At 27.9% G+C, this 17,162-nt stretch carries 18 protein-coding genes; 17 read left to right on the plus strand and 1 reads right to left on the minus strand.

Features of this window, described 5'->3' with window-relative positions; genetic code table 11:
- Window positions 1-246 precede the first annotated feature (246 nt).
- The 15 genes from BUA70_RS03250 (at window position 247) to BUA70_RS03325 (ending at window position 14,344) form a co-directional block, all read left to right on the plus strand.
- Entirely contained in the window at window positions 247-573 is a 327-nt protein-coding gene (locus BUA70_RS03250) for an ATPase (RefSeq protein WP_072893046.1), read from the plus strand.
- Window positions 560-2,515, plus strand: a complete 1,956-nt coding sequence (locus tag BUA70_RS03255) for a V-type ATP synthase subunit I (RefSeq protein ID WP_072893049.1) — start codon at window positions 560-562, stop codon at window positions 2,513-2,515. The genes BUA70_RS03250 and BUA70_RS03255 overlap by 14 nt, the downstream gene beginning before the upstream one ends.
- 16 nt (window positions 2,516-2,531) lie before the next feature.
- Window positions 2,532-3,026, plus strand: coding sequence for a V-type ATP synthase subunit K (locus BUA70_RS03260; RefSeq protein ID WP_072893053.1), 495 nt, complete (start codon window positions 2,532-2,534; stop codon window positions 3,024-3,026).
- A gap of 16 nt (window positions 3,027-3,042) precedes the next feature.
- Window positions 3,043-3,642, plus strand: coding sequence for a V-type ATP synthase subunit E (locus BUA70_RS03265; RefSeq protein WP_072893056.1), 600 nt, complete (start codon window positions 3,043-3,045; stop codon window positions 3,640-3,642).
- Between the two features lie 12 nt (window positions 3,643-3,654).
- Window positions 3,655-4,656: a V-type ATP synthase subunit C gene (locus tag BUA70_RS03270; RefSeq protein ID WP_072893059.1), complete on the plus strand. Its 1,002-nt coding sequence runs from the start codon at window positions 3,655-3,657 to the stop codon at window positions 4,654-4,656.
- On the plus strand, window positions 4,649-4,960 hold the full coding sequence (locus tag BUA70_RS03275; protein WP_072893391.1) for a V-type ATP synthase subunit F: 312 nt from the start codon (window positions 4,649-4,651) through the stop codon (window positions 4,958-4,960). The genes BUA70_RS03270 and BUA70_RS03275 overlap by 8 nt, the downstream gene beginning before the upstream one ends.
- A 16-nt stretch (window positions 4,961-4,976) precedes the next feature.
- On the plus strand, window positions 4,977-6,752 hold the full coding sequence (locus tag BUA70_RS03280; protein ID WP_072893061.1) for a V-type ATP synthase subunit A: 1,776 nt from the start codon (window positions 4,977-4,979) through the stop codon (window positions 6,750-6,752).
- Window positions 6,745-8,127, plus strand: coding sequence for a V-type ATP synthase subunit B (locus BUA70_RS03285; RefSeq protein WP_072893064.1), 1,383 nt, complete (start codon window positions 6,745-6,747; stop codon window positions 8,125-8,127). The genes BUA70_RS03280 and BUA70_RS03285 overlap by 8 nt, the downstream gene beginning before the upstream one ends.
- Window positions 8,128-8,130: 3 nt before the next feature.
- Window positions 8,131-8,772, plus strand: a complete 642-nt coding sequence (locus BUA70_RS03290; protein WP_072893067.1) for a V-type ATP synthase subunit D — start codon at window positions 8,131-8,133, stop codon at window positions 8,770-8,772.
- A gap of 266 nt (window positions 8,773-9,038) precedes the next feature.
- Window positions 9,039-9,611: a winged helix-turn-helix domain-containing protein gene (locus tag BUA70_RS03295; RefSeq protein WP_072893069.1), complete on the plus strand. Its 573-nt coding sequence runs from the start codon at window positions 9,039-9,041 to the stop codon at window positions 9,609-9,611.
- 511 nt (window positions 9,612-10,122) lie between these two features.
- Window positions 10,123-10,338 carry a hypothetical protein gene (locus BUA70_RS03300; protein WP_072893072.1) on the plus strand — a complete coding sequence of 72 codons (216 nt, stop codon included), beginning with the start codon at window positions 10,123-10,125 and terminating at the stop codon, window positions 10,336-10,338.
- Between the two features lie 270 nt (window positions 10,339-10,608).
- Window positions 10,609-11,562 carry an MraY family glycosyltransferase gene (locus BUA70_RS03305; RefSeq protein WP_072893075.1) on the plus strand — a complete coding sequence of 318 codons (954 nt, stop codon included), beginning with the start codon at window positions 10,609-10,611 and terminating at the stop codon, window positions 11,560-11,562.
- A 183-nt stretch (window positions 11,563-11,745) separates the two neighbouring features.
- Entirely contained in the window at window positions 11,746-12,543 is a 798-nt protein-coding gene (locus tag BUA70_RS03310; protein WP_072893078.1) for a hypothetical protein, read from the plus strand.
- Between the two features lie 492 nt (window positions 12,544-13,035).
- Window positions 13,036-13,509 (plus strand): peptide deformylase, encoded by a 474-nt coding sequence (gene def, locus BUA70_RS03320; RefSeq protein WP_072893084.1) that lies wholly within the window; start codon window positions 13,036-13,038, stop codon window positions 13,507-13,509.
- Window positions 13,510-13,747: 238 nt separating this feature from the next.
- Complete coding sequence (locus BUA70_RS03325) at window positions 13,748-14,344, plus strand: hypothetical protein (RefSeq protein WP_072893087.1); 597 nt, start codon at window positions 13,748-13,750, stop codon at window positions 14,342-14,344.
- An 85-nt stretch (window positions 14,345-14,429) separates the two neighbouring features.
- Here BUA70_RS03325 and BUA70_RS03330 read toward each other — a convergent pair whose 3' ends face one another.
- Window positions 14,430-14,888: a DUF2383 domain-containing protein gene (locus BUA70_RS03330; RefSeq protein WP_072893090.1), complete on the minus strand. Its 459-nt coding sequence runs from the start codon at window positions 14,886-14,888 to the stop codon at window positions 14,430-14,432.
- Between the two features lie 145 nt (window positions 14,889-15,033).
- Here BUA70_RS03330 and BUA70_RS03335 point away from each other — a divergent pair, with 145 nt between their 5' ends.
- Window positions 15,034-16,125: a PfkB family carbohydrate kinase gene (locus BUA70_RS03335; protein WP_072893094.1), complete on the plus strand. Its 1,092-nt coding sequence runs from the start codon at window positions 15,034-15,036 to the stop codon at window positions 16,123-16,125.
- Window positions 16,119-17,048, plus strand: coding sequence for a pseudouridine-5'-phosphate glycosidase (locus BUA70_RS03340; RefSeq protein ID WP_072893097.1), 930 nt, complete (start codon window positions 16,119-16,121; stop codon window positions 17,046-17,048). The genes BUA70_RS03335 and BUA70_RS03340 overlap by 7 nt, the downstream gene beginning before the upstream one ends.
- Window positions 17,049-17,162: the final 114 nt, after the last annotated feature.

The following is a 17,162-nucleotide window of genomic DNA, read 5'->3' on the forward strand; positions in this document are numbered from 1 at the left end:
AAATATTCAAATAGATTTATAATAGGCATAATATTTAAAAAATTATAGATTTATATAATTTAATTAAGTAAAACTAGATTTTAATAAGGAAAATGGTAAAATAATAACAATAATAGAAATTTAATTAATACTAAAAGGTTGAAAAAATATTAAAAAACTGTATAATACTATAGTATAAGACGTAATTAATACTATATAAAGTATTAATATATATACTCTTAAATCTATTCTAAAGGTGGTGAGATCTTGGCATTAGAGGCAATTAATCAGATTAAAAAAGCTGAAGCTGAAGCAGATGACATTTTAAAAAAAGCTCAGGCCGATAGTAAAGAAATTGTAAATAATGCTGTGGCTGAAGGTGAAGAAACTTATAAGACAATAATTAACAATGCTAAAGCTAAAGCACAAAAAATAATGGAAGAGGCTATAGCTTTAGGGGAGAAACAAGCAAAACCTATCCTTGAAAAAGGAGAGGAAGAAACAAAAGCCATTTATGATGTTCCTAAGAACAAAATAAATGACGGAGTTAAAATAGTGATTGAGAGGATCGTGAATATTCATGGCAATAGTTAAAATGAATAAATTTACATTACTCTCCTTTGAGTCACAAAAGGCAAAACTTCTGGAAGCTATTCAAAGTTTCCAAGGAGTTCAATTCATCAATCTTCAGGAGGATGGAATTGAAGAGGAGATCGAAATATTAAAAGGATTGAATAAAGATTCAGTAGGAACAAGTTGCGTTGAATTTGAGGATAACCTTTTAAAAATAAAATTCACCTTAGATCTTCTTCAAGAATATGCTCCTAAAAAAAGTGGACTAATGACTATGCTTAGTGATAAAGAAAGTATAGGATATAGCACATTAAATGATATGATGAAGAAAAGTGATTGGCAAGAGGTATGCAATACTTTAAAAGAAAAAGAAGTAAGATTAAATGAGATTTCTAACGAGGTTACAAAGCTTAGAACTGAAATCGCTACCCTAGATAAATGGGCGAATTTTGATGCTCCTTTTAGTTCAATTAAAGAATTAAAGTATACTTCATATTTTTTAGGAACTTTCTCAAAACAATATGAAGAAAAACTTATCTCAGAACTAAAAGAAGAGATAACTGATGGCTATTATGAAATATTAAATAGGGATAACCAAGATGCATATATATTCATCTTAGTTAATCATAATGATAAAGATATAGCATCAGAAATATTAAAGGAAAATGGTTTTTCTTCTTTTGCTCTTGTTTATGATCAAATGCCGACCTCTTTAATAAAAGAATATAATAAAAAAATAGAAACTTTATTAAAAGAGGAAGATGAAATAAAGGAGAGCATTAAGTCATTTGCTAATAAAAGAGATGACTTACAAATGGCTTATGATTACTATAATAATCTAATTATAAGATTTAATGCCACTGAAAACTTCCTAAAGACAGAGAAAGTTATAACTATCTGTGGATGGAATATTGAAGAAGACAATAATGAATTAGAAGCTGCTATTAAAGAAGCAGTAGGAGATAATTATTATTTAGTCTTTGAAGCTGTAAAAGAAGAGGAAAATGAAAAAGTTCCAATTAAACTTAAAAATGGTAAATTTTCTTCAGCATTTGAAGGTTTAATTGAAATGTATAGTATGCCTCAATACACAGAAGTGGACCCAACACCAATACTTGCAATATTCTATTTTGTATTTTTTGGCATGATGCTTTCAGATGCAGGATATGGATTAATGATTGTTGCAGCATCAGCTTTTGCTTTATTTAGGGTAAAAGATGAGGAGAAAAGAAAAACATATAAGTTATTCTTCTTCGCTGGAATATCAACAGTAGTTTGGGGAGCTATATATGGAGGATGGTTTGGAGATTTACTACCAGTTTATTTTGGTATAAAGGTACCTTACCTATTAGATCCTGCTAAAGATATTACTACAATATTTATCTTATCATTAGCATTTGGTGTAGTTCATATATTTATAGGACTAGGAATCAAAGGATATATGCTAATAAAATCAGGACAAATAAAAGATGCTATATATGATGTATTAACATGGTATTTAACACTTATAGGAGCCATTTTACTTTTAGTTGGAGTTGGTGGAAGAATAGGTGGAATACTAATGGCCCTTGGATTAGTAGGATTATTATTAACTCAAGGTAGAACAGCGCCTACATTAGGTGGAAAAATAGGTGGAGGAATTTATGGTGTTTATGGAATTACTGGTTACTTAGGAGATGTAGTTTCATATTCAAGATTATTAGCACTAGGTCTTGCAACAGGATTTATAGCAAATGCATTAAATCTAATTATAAATCTTGTACCATCACCAGCTAAGTATCTTTTAGCACCATTTATGTTCTTAGGACTTCACACATTTAACTTATTAATAAATGCTCTTGGTTCATATGTCCATGCAGCGAGATTACAATACTTAGAATTTTTCAGTAAATTCTATGAAGGTGGAGGAAAGAAATTTACTCCATTTAAGCTTTCTGACAAATATATAAAGATCACAAAATAGAGGAGGAATATTTTAAATGAATACATGGATTGAATTCTTTGCAAATGGAACAAACGGTATGATTTTCGCATTATTAGGAGCTGCAATAGCAGTAGGATTAGCAGGTATAGGATCTGCACAAGGTATAGGAATAGTAGGTCAAGCGGCAGCAGGACTTATGGCAGAAGATCCAGACAAATTTGGTAAAACATTTATATTAGTTGCACTACCAGGTACACAAGGTTTATATGGTTTCGTTATCGCACTATTATTATTCACAAAGATTGGTATTTTTGGTGGAGATGCTCCAGAGTTAGGATTAGGACTTAAATATTTCATGGCTTGTTTACCAGTTGCTATAGCAGGATGGAGATCAGCTATATGGCAAGGTAAGGTTGCTGCAGCTGGTGTTCAAATACTAGCTAAGAGACCAAACGATGTAATGAAGGGTGTTATATACGCTGTTATGGTTGAGACATATGCTGTTTTAGGTTTCGTTGCATCATTATTTATGGTTCTATTCATAAAATAGTTTGGAGTGAAGCGTAATGGCTAATTTAGAAAATTTAACAAGTAGGATACTTGAAGAAGCAAAAGTACAAAGTAATGAAATATTAGAAAGTGCTAATGCAGAGAAGAATAAAATAATAGAGAAAAAGGTTAATGAAGCTAAGCAACTAGAATTTGAAATTTTAGAAAAAGCTAAAAGAGAATCAGAAACTAGAAAAGAAAGAATAATTTCTAATGCAGAGCTTCAAGTTAGAAATAAAAAGCTTGAAGGAAAGCAGACAATTATATCTAAGGTTTTTGATGAAGCAGTAGAAGGTTTATGTAAGCTTTCAAAAGAAGAGTTTTTAAACTTTTTAAAGAAAACTATATTAAACAGCGATATTGTTGGAGATGAAAATCTTATATTAAATTCTAATGGTAAGAATATAGTATCAAAAGAATTTATTTCAGAATTAAATAAAGATTTAGAAATTAAAGGTAAAAAAGGTTCTATAAAATTAAGTAATGAAATTGGCCAATTTAAGGGCGGATTCATACTAGAGAAAAATGGTATAGAAATAAATAATACCTTTGAAGCTTTAGTAAGTTCTATGAAAGATGATTTAGAATACGATGTAGCAAATGTATTATTTAATTAAGGAGGGTAACACATGGATGTAATGGAATTTACCCAAGTAATTCCAAGAATTAGGGTTTATGAAACCAAACTCCTTGATAAAGCCAAAATTGACAGAATGATAGAAGCATCCTCTGCTCAAGAGGTTTTAAAAGTTTTACAGGAAACAGAGTATGTCAATGTTATGACTAATGTAAAAAGAGCTGAAGATTATGAAATAGTTCTTAGTGAAGAATTAAAAAGAGTATATAATCTTCTTTATGAAATAAGCCCTGAAAAAAAGATAATGGATGTCATGAGTTTAAAGTATGACTACCATAATGCTAAAGTATTTGTTAAGGGAAAAATTCTAGAAAAGGATTTTTCCCATATGGCAATACCAGTTGGTACTGAAAATGTTGGAAAACTTAAATATGCTATAGATAATGAAGCATATAGAGATTTACATCCAATTATGAGACAGGGTATAGAAGTTGCTTTTGAAGATTTTGCATCTCATAAAGATCCTCAAAGAGTTGATATTATATTAGATAAATATATGTTTGAACATATGAGGGAAATAGTTAAAGAAGTTAATGATAATTTCTTAAATAAATACATTAAAAGTCTTATAGATTTAACTAATATAAAAACTTTATTAAGAGTAAAAAAGCAGAACAAATCAAGAGACTTCCTTTCATTAGTTTTAATTGAAGGAGGAGCAATTGATAATGATAAATTAATAGCTTTACTTAACGATTCTGTTGAAAATATAGCTGGAAAATTATCATATACTGATTACTCAGAAGTTTTAAAGCAAGGTATAGAATCTTATTCTAAAACAGGTTCTGTAAGCCTTTTAGAAAAGTTAAGTGATAACTATATAATGGCTTTAATGAAAGATGCGAAATATGTTAGTTTAGGCATAGAACCATTATTAGCATACTTGTACGCTAAAGAAAATGAAATTAAAGATGTAAGAATAATCATGGTTGGCAAACTCAATAATATTACTGAGGAAGTTATAAGAGAAAGGCTGCGTGATAGTTATGTATAAAAAAGTTGGAGTAGTTGGTGACAAAGACTCAGTTTTAGCTTTTAAAGCATTAGGAATAGATGTATTCCCAGTAGTTGAAGCTGAAGAAGCAAAAAAGACTATTGACAGACTAGCAATGAGAGATTACGCAGTTATCTTTGTAACTGAACAAGTTGCAAAAGATATAGAAGAAACAATAGAAAGATACAATAAAAAAATACTTCCTGCTGTGATATTAATTCCAAGCAATCAAGGAACATTAAATATAGGAATGCAAAGAATTAGTGATAACGTAGAAAAAGCAGTTGGCGTTAATATTTTATAGAAAGTAGGTAGGTAACTTGAAGACCGGAAAGATCATTAAAGTATCTGGACCTTTAGTTGTTGCTGAAGGAATGGATGAAGCTAATATATATGACGTTGTTAAGGTTGGAGAGAAGGGACTTATCGGAGAAATCATTGAGATGAGAGGCGATAAGGCTTCAATCCAGGTTTATGAAGAAACATCAGGAATAGGACCAGGAGACCCAGTTATAACTACTGGAGAGCCACTTAGTGTTGAATTAGGACCAGGACTTATAGAGTCAATGTTCGATGGAATTCAAAGACCACTTGATGCATTTATGAAGGCTGCAAAAAGTAACTTTTTAACAAAAGGAGTTTCAGTACCTTCATTAAATAGAGAAAAGAAGTGGGACTTTAATCCAACAGTTAAAGCTGGAGATAAAGTTAAAACTGGAGATATAATAGGAACAGTTCAAGAGACTGCAGTTGTACTTCATAAGATTTTAGTACCTTTTGGAGTAGAAGGAACAGTTAAAGATATTAAATCAGGATCATTTACTATAGATACACCAATATGTGTTGTAGAAACATCAAAAGGTGAAAAAGAATTAACTATGATGCAAAAATGGCCTGTAAGAAAAGGTAGACCATACCAAAGAAAATTAAATCCCATAGAACCTATGACTACAGGACAAAGAGTTATAGATACATTTTTCCCTGTTGCAAAAGGTGGAGCTGCTGCAGTTCCAGGACCATTCGGTGCTGGTAAAACAGTTGTTCAACACCAGATAGCTAAATGGGGAGATGCTGAAATAGTTGTTTATGTTGGATGTGGAGAACGTGGTAATGAAATGACAGACGTTCTTAATGAGTTTCCAGAACTTAAAGACCCAAAAACTGGTGAGAGCTTAATGAAAAGAACAGTTCTTATAGCTAATACATCTAATATGCCAGTTGCAGCTAGAGAAGCTTCTATATATACAGGTATAACAATAGCTGAATATTTTAGAGATATGGGCTATTCAGTATCAATAATGGCTGACTCAACATCTCGTTGGGCAGAGGCTTTAAGAGAAATGTCAGGAAGACTTGAAGAGATGCCCGGTGATGAAGGTTACCCAGCATACTTAGGATCAAGACTTGCTGATTACTATGAAAGAGCTGGTAAAGTTGTATGTCTAGGTAATGAAGGAAGACAAGGAGCAGTTACAGCAATCGGTGCAGTTTCACCTCCAGGAGGAGACCTTTCAGAACCAGTTACTCAAGCTACTTTAAGAATAGTTAAAGTTTTCTGGGGACTAGATGCACAATTAGCATATAGAAGACATTTTCCATCAATCCATTGGTTAAATTCATATTCATTATATCTTGAAAAAATGGGAGATTGGATGGATGATAATGTAGCTTCAGATTGGTCAGATTTAAGAACAGAAGCTATGGCATTATTACAAGAAGAAGCAAACCTTGAAGAAATCGTAAGATTAGTTGGTATAGATGCTTTATCAGAAAGAGATAGATTAAAACTTGAAGTTTCTAAGTCTATAAGAGAAGACTATCTACAACAAAATGCTTTCCATGATGTTGATACTTATTCTTCACTTGATAAGCAATATAAAATGTTAAAGTTGGTTCTTCAATTTGGTAAAGAAGCTAATAGAGCTTTAGATAATGGCGTATATTTAGAGAAGATATTAGAACTTCCTGTAAGAGATAAGATTGCAAGAAGTAAATATATATCAGAAACTGAAATGAATAAAATAGATGAAATATTTGAAGACCTAACAAATGAAATAAACAACTTAATCAGCGAAGGAGGGGTTCTAGATGCTTAAAGAATATAGAACAGTTACAGAAGTAGTAGGACCTTTGATGGTTGTTGAAGGTGTTGAAGGTGTTAAATACGATGAACTAGTTGAAATAGAAATGCATTCTGGTGAAAAAAGAAGAGGTAAAGTTCTAGAAGTTAATGGTAGTAAAGCTATGGTCCAACTTTTTGAAGGATCATCAGGAATTAACTTAAAAGGAACTAAAGCTAAATTCTTAGGAAGACCACTTGAAATTGGCGTATCAGAAGATATGTTAGGAAGAGTATTTGACGGTATGGGTAGACCGAAAGATAATGGTCCAAAGATAATACCAGAAAAAAGATTAGATATAAATGGTGAGGCAATAAATCCAGTTGCAAGAGACTATCCATCAGAATTTATACAAACAGGTATATCAGCAATTGATGGACTTAACACTCTAGTTAGAGGACAAAAACTTCCAGTGTTCTCAGGATCAGGACTTCCACATGCTCAACTTGCTGCTCAAATAGCAAGACAGGCAAAAGTTTTAAATTCTGATTCAAAATTTGCTGTTGTATTTGCTGCTATAGGTATAACTTTCGAAGAAGCTGAATTTTTCGTTGAAGAATTTACTAGAACAGGAGCAATAGATAGATCAGTTCTATTTATGAACTTAGCATCTGACCCTGCTGTAGAGAGAATAGCAACTCCTAGAATGGCTCTTACAACTGCAGAATATCTTGCATATGAAAAGGGAATGCACGTACTTGTTATTATGACAGATATAACAAACTACGCAGAAGCATTAAGAGAAGTTTCAGCTGCAAGAAAAGAAGTTCCAGGTAGAAGAGGATATCCAGGATACCTATATACTGACCTTTCAACATTGTATGAAAGAGCTGGAAGAATTAGGGGAAAAGAAGGTTCAATAACACAAATTCCTATATTAACTATGCCAGAAGATGATAAAACTCACCCAATTCCAGACTTAACTGGATATATAACTGAGGGACAGATAATTCTTTCAAGAGAATTATATAAGAGAGGAATAATGCCTCCAATAGATGTTTTACCATCATTATCAAGACTTAAAGATAAGGGTATAGGTAAAGGAAAAACTAGAGAAGACCATGCAGATACTATGAACCAATTGTTCTCAGCATATGCACAAGGTAAGCAGGCAAAAGAACTTGTTGCAATCCTAGGAGAATCAGCGTTATCAGAAACTGATAAGAAATATGCTAAGTTTGCAGAGGCTTTTGAAAATGAATATGTAGCTCAAGGATTTACATCCAATAGATCTATAGAAGAAACTTTAAATCTTGGATGGAAACTTCTAAGAATTCTTCCAAGAACAGAGCTTAAGAGAATTAGAGATGAATTCCTTGAAAAGTATATGCCTGCTGGAGAGGAAGAATAGTATATGGCAAGATTAAATGTAAATCCAACCAGAATGGAATTATCTAGGCTTAAAAAAAGATTATCTACAGCTACAAGAGGTCATAAACTTTTAAAAGATAAGCAAGATGAGCTTATGAGACAGTTTATAAATCTTGTAAAGTATAATAATAAGCTTAGAGAAGATGTTGAAGGAGAACTTCAATTATCATTAAAAGACTTTGTTATGGCAAGAGCTGTAATGAGTTCTGAATTCCTTGAAGAAGCTATTTCTTATCCAAAGGAAAGCATCTCTGTTGAGGTTGGAAACAAAAACATAATGAGTGTTAATGTGCCTATGATGAACTTTAAGCGTCAGCTTGAAGAAGATGAAGGCAGCATATACCCTTATGGATTTGCCAATACTTCAGCAGAATTAGATGATGCCTTAGCAAAGCTTTATGCAATACTTCCAAAACTTCTAGAGCTTGCAGAAGTAGAAAAATCATGCCAACTTATGGCAGATGAGATTGAGAAAACAAGAAGAAGAGTTAATGCACTTGAGTATATGACAATTCCTCAACTTCAAGAAACTATAAAATATATAAGAATGAAGCTTGACGAAAATGAAAGAGGAGCATTAACAAGACTTATGAAAGTTAAGTCAATGATTGAACAAAGAGGATAGGAGTTACTTCCTATTAAATTATAAATAAAGATTGATTAAAGTAAGCCCTAATATTCATAACTTTTGAATGTTAGGGTTTTTTTATAAAAAGTATGAAAATATTAACCTATTTTATTTAAATTTTAATGTTATATTTTTTTACTGGTATAAATTATGATATAATTAAATCAAAATAAACTGTTAATGTTTTCAATAAGCTGTGAATACTTTTATAAATTATGGGGCGAATTTAGAATAATATAATAAAAATTTGGGGGTATATTAAATTGAAAGATATTGTTAAGTTAACCACTTTAGAGCAAATAAAAACCTATTCCGATCCTTACAGACTAAAGATAATAACTTTAATTAGAAATAATAAAGAACCTTTAACTGTAAAAGAAATTGCAGATAAACTAGAAGAAGTTCCAGCAAAGGTACATTATCACATAAAAAAACTAGAGAAAGCTGGTATTATAGAGCTAGTTAGAACAAAAGAAATAAAGGGAATAATAGCAAAGTATTACTATTTAACAGCTAATAGTTATGAACTAGTTGGTGAAAATATAAATGAACATAGCAAAAAAATATATAAGTCACAGGTTTTAACAGTTATTAATGAGTTTTATGAAAAATCTAAAAATATGGTAATGGATTCTGTTTCCGAAAGAATAAATAAAGGTAATGATATTAATTTTACATCTTTAGTTGATAGAAAAATTTATTTAACAACAGAGGAGTTTGAAGAATTAAATGGACAAATCAAAGAAATTCTTTATAAATATGAGAAAAAGAGAGAAGGAACGGATTCATGGCATGTTTTTAACGTTGTATGTAAAGACGGAGAAGATAAAAAATAAAGGAATTCTTTAATAAAAAAGCTAATGTTAAAAAGTTAAAGGTAATAATAGACAGAAAATATATATCTTAAAAGATAAAAATGATGATTTTAATTGGATATGAAAATATTTTAATTATAGTTTGTATAAAGATTATGTGAAAAGTTAAGCTTTAGATATAATCTTATTAAATAACAAAATCATTGAAACAATAGCAGTTTATAATAAGATTAGATTAATTATATAAAAATAAATTTAAGGAAAAAGATTTTTATTTATATACATAAATTAATTATAAATAAATGTTATAAAACCGGTTATTACAATACTATATTTAATGTTAACAGAAAATTTGCACAAAAATAAATCCTTATTTAAAGAATAAAAAGAAATAAATTTTTATAAAAATAATGGTTATAATATTATTAAAATTATAAATTTAATTTTATAAAAAGTTTTATTTAAAAAGAATATCATAATATTATAATTCTCCTCATATAGTTAAATGTTGAAATTTAATAAGAGGTGAAAAATGATTACAATAACTATTAATATTAATATTGAAAATCATAAGGATATATTGGAGAAAAACAAAGGTAAAGCAGTAGCATCATTATTTGGAACAAGTGATATAGTTAAAGCTCAAGTAGAAGGGGAAGTTAAAAAAGTTATAGTAAGTTCTCTTAAGAATGCAATTTCAGATGGACTAAAAGAAAATGAAATTATAGGAAATATAAATATAATTTAAGTTTTAATAAATAACTAAAAGATACTTTTTCTTTTTTAAGTATTAATATATAATTTTAATATAAAGATTTTATATTAATACTTCTTAGGGAAAGTATCTTTAATTTTAATAATAAAATTAATACATATAAAAATAAATAATATAAAGTTTTATTGATTTTTTAGAAAATGTTATCAAAAATATGATATAGTATAAGTGTATTTTTAAATTAATTTATATTTGTAAATTAGGTTATAACAATTAAGATGAAGATTTAGAAGGAGAATAAGTATGTTAGGATACTTAATTGCATTAATAGCATCATTTATAATAGTATATTTAACTATGCCTTTTTTTATGAAATTAGCAAAAAGATATAGTTTTACAGATAAGCCTACAGAAAGAAAGAAGCATAAAGGAGCTATTCCATTAGTAGGTGGACTTGGTATGTTTGTAGGATTTAGTATTTGCTATCTATTTTTTGTACATGATAATTTAGAGGAAAAAATAAGTATTGTAGTTGCTGCTTTTTTAGTCCTTTCTATTGGACTTGTAGATGACTACTATAAATCAAGAGGAAAAGAATTTAAAATATTACCTAGGGTAGTAATACAATTAATAGCTGCTAATATTATATATTTTAGTGGTATTGTATTTAAAGGTGTTACAAATCCATTTGATGGTCATTATATTCTTTTACCTATATTATTACAATATATATTAACTATTACTTGGATCTTTGGGGTTACTACAGTTGTTAATTGGTCTGACGGTATGGATGGATTAGCAGGAGGAATTACTTCAATATCAGCTACTACGTTATTTGTTGTAGCTTTAGCTATGCATCAATATGATTCTGCTATTATGTGTATTATATTAGTTGGATGTATATTGGCATTTTTAAGATATAATAGACCTCCAGCAAAAATATTCATGGGGGATTCTGGCGCTAACTTTTTAGGGTTTCTTTTAGCTATTATAGCTTTAGATGGAGCCTTTAAGCAAGCTACTATAATGTCTATACTTATTCCTTTTTTAGCATTAGGAGTTCCTATATTTGATAATTTATTTGTAGTTTTTAAAAGATTTACTGAAGGAAAGCCTGTATATCAAGCAGATAGAAGTCAAATACATTATAGACTTCAAAGAAAAGGACTTAGTACAAAGCAGGTATTATTATGTGTTTGTCTTATTAGTGGAGTGTTATCTCTAATATCAATTTTAATAGTAGTTCTAAAATTATAAATTAATTTATAAACTTAATTTTAAAATAAGTTTTAAAAATAGTGCATTAATTATAAAATTAATTAATGCACTATTTTATTTTAAGAATGACTTTTATATAATTTTTAAGAAAATATTAAGAAATTATGTAAATAAATATTAAGTTTTCCAAAGTATTATATAGTTATAAGGAGGAGGGAGAGAATGAAAAGTAAATTTAAATCAGTTTTATTTTCTATAATACCAGGAGGAGGACAGTTTTATTTAGGCTTAAATGAAAGAGGATCAATATTTCTAATAGCGTTTTTTTCTATGTTTTTTTTATCAAATTTTGCATTAGGAAGTTCCTTTGAATCATTTAATTATAGAGATTTAATTTTTAATTTAAATATGTGTATATGGATTTTTTCAGCGGTAGATGCATATATATTTACAGATAATATTAATAAAGGAATTATAAATTTAGGTGATAATTTAAGAAAAGAAGAAGAAAATAAAAAATTAATATCAATACTATTATGTGTTTTACCAGGAGCAGGTCACTATTACTTAGGGTTTAAAGAAAAGGCATATATGATATTTAAAGTATTTTTTATAGTTTGCTTATTTGCATCAATTATTCCTATAGGAATTTTTAAGCTTTTAGTTCCAGTAGTAATAGTATATTCTATAATAGATATAATTTCTAATAAAAATGATTTATGCAATGAATCTGATGAAGTTTTTCAAGTTTTAAATAAAAATAATAATTTTTTAAATAAAGTTTTAGGTATATTACTTATTTTGGTGGGGATTTTACTTTTAGGAAATAATTTAATAGATGAATTTTTAAACTATGAATTAGCAATTCGTATTAAGCAATATGTAGTAACAGGAATAGTTTCTCTATTTTTAATATTGATAGGCATTAAAACTTTATTAATAAAAGACAAAGATGAACAAGTGGAAGAAAAGAAAGAATATGAAATGGATTATGAAGTAGAGCAAGGAAAAGAAGAATAACATGAGGTATAAAAGGATAGGCACTATAACACTTATAATATCACTTGTTTTTTTTATAATTGAAATAATTATAAGTAATATATATAAAATTAATAATATAATTTTTTTAATAAAGTTATGGCCTATAATTTTTATATTATTAGGAATAGAGGTTTTATTAGGATCAAAATATTTATCTAAAAGAAATTTAAAAATTAAGTTTAGCTTAAAAAGTTTATTAATATTATTTTTAATAATATTAAGTTTAGCTTTTTTAAGCAAATTAAATTATATTTCAATGAATAGGATTCAAGGATTAAATGAAAGAATAAATCATAAAATCATTAATGAAAAAAATATTTATAAAAGATTTATAAATAGTAATTTTGATAGATTATAATAGAGACACTAAAAGGATTTAAAGATAACCTTTAAATCCTTTTAGTATTTTTGTATAATACATAAAGGGGATAATACTTATTTTAGCATTTTGTTTATTGAAAGGAGAATATTATGGCTATAAGAGAAATAGTTCAATTAGGAGCTAAGTGCTTAAAAAATATTTCTGAACCAATAACAGAAATAGATGATAATATAAAAAAATTAATAAAAGATCTTAAGGATACTTTATATTCAGTAGATGGTGTTGGATTAGCAGCTCCTCAAATTGGAGTAAATAAAAGAGTGGTTTTTATAGATTTAAGAGATGGTTCTGAACCTATAGTTTTAATAAATCCAGTAATAACTTATAAAGAAGGAAAAGAAGAAGGCTATGAAGGCTGTTTAAGTTATTTAGGATATGAAGGTATTGTAGAGAGACCTAAAAAAGTTAAATTAGAAACTTTAAATGAAAAAGGTGAAAAAGTTTTATACGAAGCGGAAGGGTTACTTGCTAGATGTTTTTGCCATGAAGTAGATCATCTAGAGGGTATAATGTATGTAGATAAAGCTATAGAAATGTATGAACTTGTTTGTGAGGAAGAATAATTTATAAGTTTTTATGAAAGTAGAGTATTTTAAATTTAAAATTCTCTACTTTCTTTTTATATTGAGAAAAATTAAATATTACTTATATATTCTAACTAAATAGAATAATATTTTTAAGTAAAGGGGGAAACCGTACGAGAATAAGAAAGTAGCAATATTGAAATAATGTGTAAAATAAAATATTTAATATATATTAGCTGTAAAAGATATATTACATAAAGAAGGAGGGAAGGTTCAAATGGATAGAGACATCAGATCTTCTATGATAAAGACAGAACATGAAGGAATCAAAAAAACCATATACATAACAGCAAAAGATATACCTTTATATAAGAAGCTAGAACAATACGCAAAAGAAAATGACATGTCTGTTTATACTCTAATCTCCAATGCCATTGAAAGTTTTGTGGAAGAAAGAATTGATGATACTAAACTTGATAATATAGAGGTTACTGCAATAAGAGAAGCAGAAGATAATATATTTCCTATATTTGAAAAGGAAAAATTTAAAGGAAAGCTTATATTTGAAAAAGAAATTAAGGAAAGACAAGAAAATCAATCTACTGAATATAAAACAAAACGAGTTGAATTGTATAAAAAATTAAATGGGTCTATAGTTACAAAAACAGTTTTTGGCTCCTATAGAGATTTAGGAGTAAAAAAAGTACTGAATGAAGAAAATGGATATATTTTAAACTATAATGATTTAGAAACTCTAGGTAGGGAATTAAAACAATTTAAAGTTGGAGTATTTAGAAATGGTTTTGATTTTTCTATGGTAAATATTTTTAAAGAAGCGGCTAGAGAAATTGTTATTAAATATAATGAAGATTAAAATATAGAGAATTAATATTGGATTATTATAAATAATTCAATATTAATTCTTTATTGCTTTTATTTTGAATTAAAATTTTATATAATTAAGATATTTTATTATAAAAATCAGAAAGTTCCTTAGAGAATTCTTTATTTTTCCTTATAAATTCATCAATTATAATTCTTGTATTATCATCTAAAGATGAATTTTCTTCTAAAAAAGTTTCTGTCATCTTTGTTCCTGTGTCTATAGAATGTTTTACTTCTTTTACCAACTCTATTTCGTTATTAATAGTTAGATTTTTTATATCTTGAAAAAATTCTGATATTTTACCTATAAATCCTTGAGATTTTTCCACTTTACCATTTAATTCTATTATTCTATTTGATATAACCTCAGTATGATTTTTATAACAATCATATATTTTTATTAGCAATTCTTTTAAATTTGAGTCTTTAGATTTATTTATAAAATCTTCAAAGGAAGTGAGTCCCATATACATCCCTTGTATGTAGTTATTTAGATTTATTACTATATCTTTTTTTAATATTACAGGTTCCATATTTATAACCTCCTAAAGTTAAGCTTATTTATATTATGCTCAAAAAACATAATAAAATTATAGAAAAAGTTATAGGAAAAAAATATAATATATGGTAAAATATAAGCAAATATTTAATAAATAAGCAAGTATTAAGGAGAGGCCTATGACTGGAAGAGAAAAAGAGATTTTAGATTTAATTAAAAAAAATCCTTTGATTTCTCAAAGAGAAATTGCTGACATCTTAGGCATTACTAGATCTTCAGTTGGTGTACACATTACTAATCTACAAAAAAAGGGGATGATTTTAGGAAAGGGTTATATAGTTAAAGAAGATGACTACGTAGTTGTTATTGGAGGAGCAAATATTGATATTCAAGGCTTTACTAATGAAAAATTGATATTAAGAGATTCTAATCCAGGAAAAACTATGATTTCATTAGGAGGAGTAGGAAGAAATATTGCAGAAAATTTATCAAATTTAGAGGTAAATACAAAATTAATTACTGCCATTGGTAATGATTTATATGGCAAAAAAATCTTAGAAGATTCTAAAATGAGTGGATTTTCTATGGAGGATTCTTTGATAATTCCAGAAGAAAATACGTCAACTTATTTGTCTACTCTTAATGAAGAGGGTGATATGATAGTTGCAATTTCTTCTATGGATATACTAGAAAAGTTATCAATAAACTATATAAACACTATAAAACACTCTATAAGCAAAGGAAAAGCTTTTGTATTAGACACTAATTTAAGAGAAGATTTATTAGATTATTTAACAGAAAATATTAAAGTTCCTATTTTTTTAGACACAGTTTCTAGTACTAAGGCTATTAAAGTAAAGGATTTCATAGGGAGATTTCATACAATAAAACCTAATAAGCTAGAAGCAGAAATATTATCTGGAATAAAGATTAACAATGATGATGATTTGAAAAAGGTAGGAAAGTTTTTTTTAGAAAAGGGAGTAAAAGATATTTTTATTACATTAGGACAGGAGGGTGTATATTATAGAAATGAAAATAAAGAAGGTAAAATAAAAGGTCTTTCTATAGATGTAGTTAATTCTACTGGAGCAGGGGATGCATTTATAGCAGCGTTAGTTTATGGATATTTAAGAAATTATGATATAGAAGAAAAAGTAAAATTTGCAGTTGGAGCATCGCTAATGGCTATTTCTCATGAAAATACAATTAATCCTAATTTATCAATAGATAATATAAATAAATTTTTAAGGGAGGTAGGATTATGTTAAAAAATTATTTAGACATTAATCCAGATGTAAAAAAGGCATTAGATGAAGAAAAGGCAGTGGTTGCTTTAGAATCAACAATAATTTCTCATGGTATGCCATATCCTAAAAATGTAGAAACAGCTTTAAAAGTTGAAGAGACTATAAAAGAAAATGGAGCAGTTCCAGCTACTATAGCTATTTTAAATGGAAGACTTAAAGTTGGACTAACTAAAGAAGAAATAGAATATTTAGGCAAAAGTAAAACAGTAATAAAAACTTCAAGAAGAGATATACCTTTTGTTGTAGCAGAGAAAAAAGATGGAGCTACCACTGTAGCGGCTACAATGATAATTTCTTCTTTAGCAGGAATAAAAGTTTTTGCTACAGGTGGAATAGGTGGAGTTCATAGAGGAGCAGAACATACCTTTGATATTTCAGCAGATTTGGAGGAACTTGCAAATACTAATGTAGCAGTAGTTTGTGCTGGAGCTAAATCTATTTTAGATTTAGGACTTACTTTAGAGTATTTAGAAACTAAAGGAGTACCTGTAGTTGGTTTTAAAACAGAAGAATTACCTGCCTTTTATACAAGAAAAAGTGGCTTTAAAGTGGATTATAAAGTAGAAAGTGAGAAGGAATTAGCAAAAGTTATAAAGGCTAAATGGGATTTAGGATTAAAAGGTGGTCTAGTTATAGGAAATCCTATACCTAAAGAATATGAAATGGATTATAATAAAATCAATAAAGCTATTGAAGAGGCATTAAAAGAGTCAGAAGAAAAAGGTATAAAAGGAAAAGAAACTACACCATTTCTTTTAGCTAAGGTTAAGGAAATTACTGAAGGAGAAAGCTTAGAATCTAATATAAAGTTAGTTTTTAACAATGCTAAAGTAGCGTCAAAACTTGCCTTAGAACTTGAAAAGTTAAATAATAAAAATGTTTAATTAATTAAATTATAAAAGTTATATTTATATTAAAATAAATATATATAATATAGAAATAAAGATATAAATTTTAATTTTATTTAATATTCTTTTTATATAGATTAAAGACTATAA

It is taken from the genome of Clostridium fallax, from assembly GCF_900129365.1.
In the GTDB taxonomy this organism is placed as follows: domain Bacteria; phylum Bacillota; class Clostridia; order Clostridiales; family Clostridiaceae; genus Clostridium_AH; species Clostridium_AH fallax.

What these genes read in the sequence shown, in the direction of transcription:
- BUA70_RS03255 (WP_072893049.1), top strand. Translation starts at nt 560, where the DNA reads ATGGCAATAGTTAAAATGAATAAATTTACATTACTCTCCTTTGAGTCA.
- BUA70_RS03260 (WP_072893053.1), top strand. Translation starts at nt 2,532, where the DNA reads ATGAATACATGGATTGAATTCTTTGCAAATGGAACAAACGGTATGATT.
- BUA70_RS03265 (WP_072893056.1), top strand. Translation starts at nt 3,043, where the DNA reads ATGGCTAATTTAGAAAATTTAACAAGTAGGATACTTGAAGAAGCAAAA.
- BUA70_RS03270 (WP_072893059.1), top strand. Translation starts at nt 3,655, where the DNA reads ATGGATGTAATGGAATTTACCCAAGTAATTCCAAGAATTAGGGTTTAT.
- BUA70_RS03275 (WP_072893391.1), top strand. Translation starts at nt 4,649, where the DNA reads ATGTATAAAAAAGTTGGAGTAGTTGGTGACAAAGACTCAGTTTTAGCT.
- BUA70_RS03285 (WP_072893064.1), top strand. Translation starts at nt 6,745, where the DNA reads ATGCTTAAAGAATATAGAACAGTTACAGAAGTAGTAGGACCTTTGATG.
- BUA70_RS03290 (WP_072893067.1), top strand. Translation starts at nt 8,131, where the DNA reads ATGGCAAGATTAAATGTAAATCCAACCAGAATGGAATTATCTAGGCTT.
- BUA70_RS03300 (WP_072893072.1), top strand. Translation starts at nt 10,123, where the DNA reads ATGATTACAATAACTATTAATATTAATATTGAAAATCATAAGGATATA.
- BUA70_RS03305 (WP_072893075.1), top strand. Translation starts at nt 10,609, where the DNA reads ATGTTAGGATACTTAATTGCATTAATAGCATCATTTATAATAGTATAT.
- BUA70_RS03310 (WP_072893078.1), top strand. Translation starts at nt 11,746, where the DNA reads ATGAAAAGTAAATTTAAATCAGTTTTATTTTCTATAATACCAGGAGGA.
- def (WP_072893084.1), top strand. Translation starts at nt 13,036, where the DNA reads ATGGCTATAAGAGAAATAGTTCAATTAGGAGCTAAGTGCTTAAAAAAT.
- BUA70_RS03325 (WP_072893087.1), top strand. Translation starts at nt 13,748, where the DNA reads ATGGATAGAGACATCAGATCTTCTATGATAAAGACAGAACATGAAGGA.
- BUA70_RS03330 (WP_072893090.1), bottom strand. Translation starts at nt 14,888, where the DNA reads ATGGAACCTGTAATATTAAAAAAAGATATAGTAATAAATCTAAATAAC.
- BUA70_RS03335 (WP_072893094.1), top strand. Translation starts at nt 15,034, where the DNA reads ATGACTGGAAGAGAAAAAGAGATTTTAGATTTAATTAAAAAAAATCCT.
- BUA70_RS03340 (WP_072893097.1), top strand. Translation starts at nt 16,119, where the DNA reads ATGTTAAAAAATTATTTAGACATTAATCCAGATGTAAAAAAGGCATTA.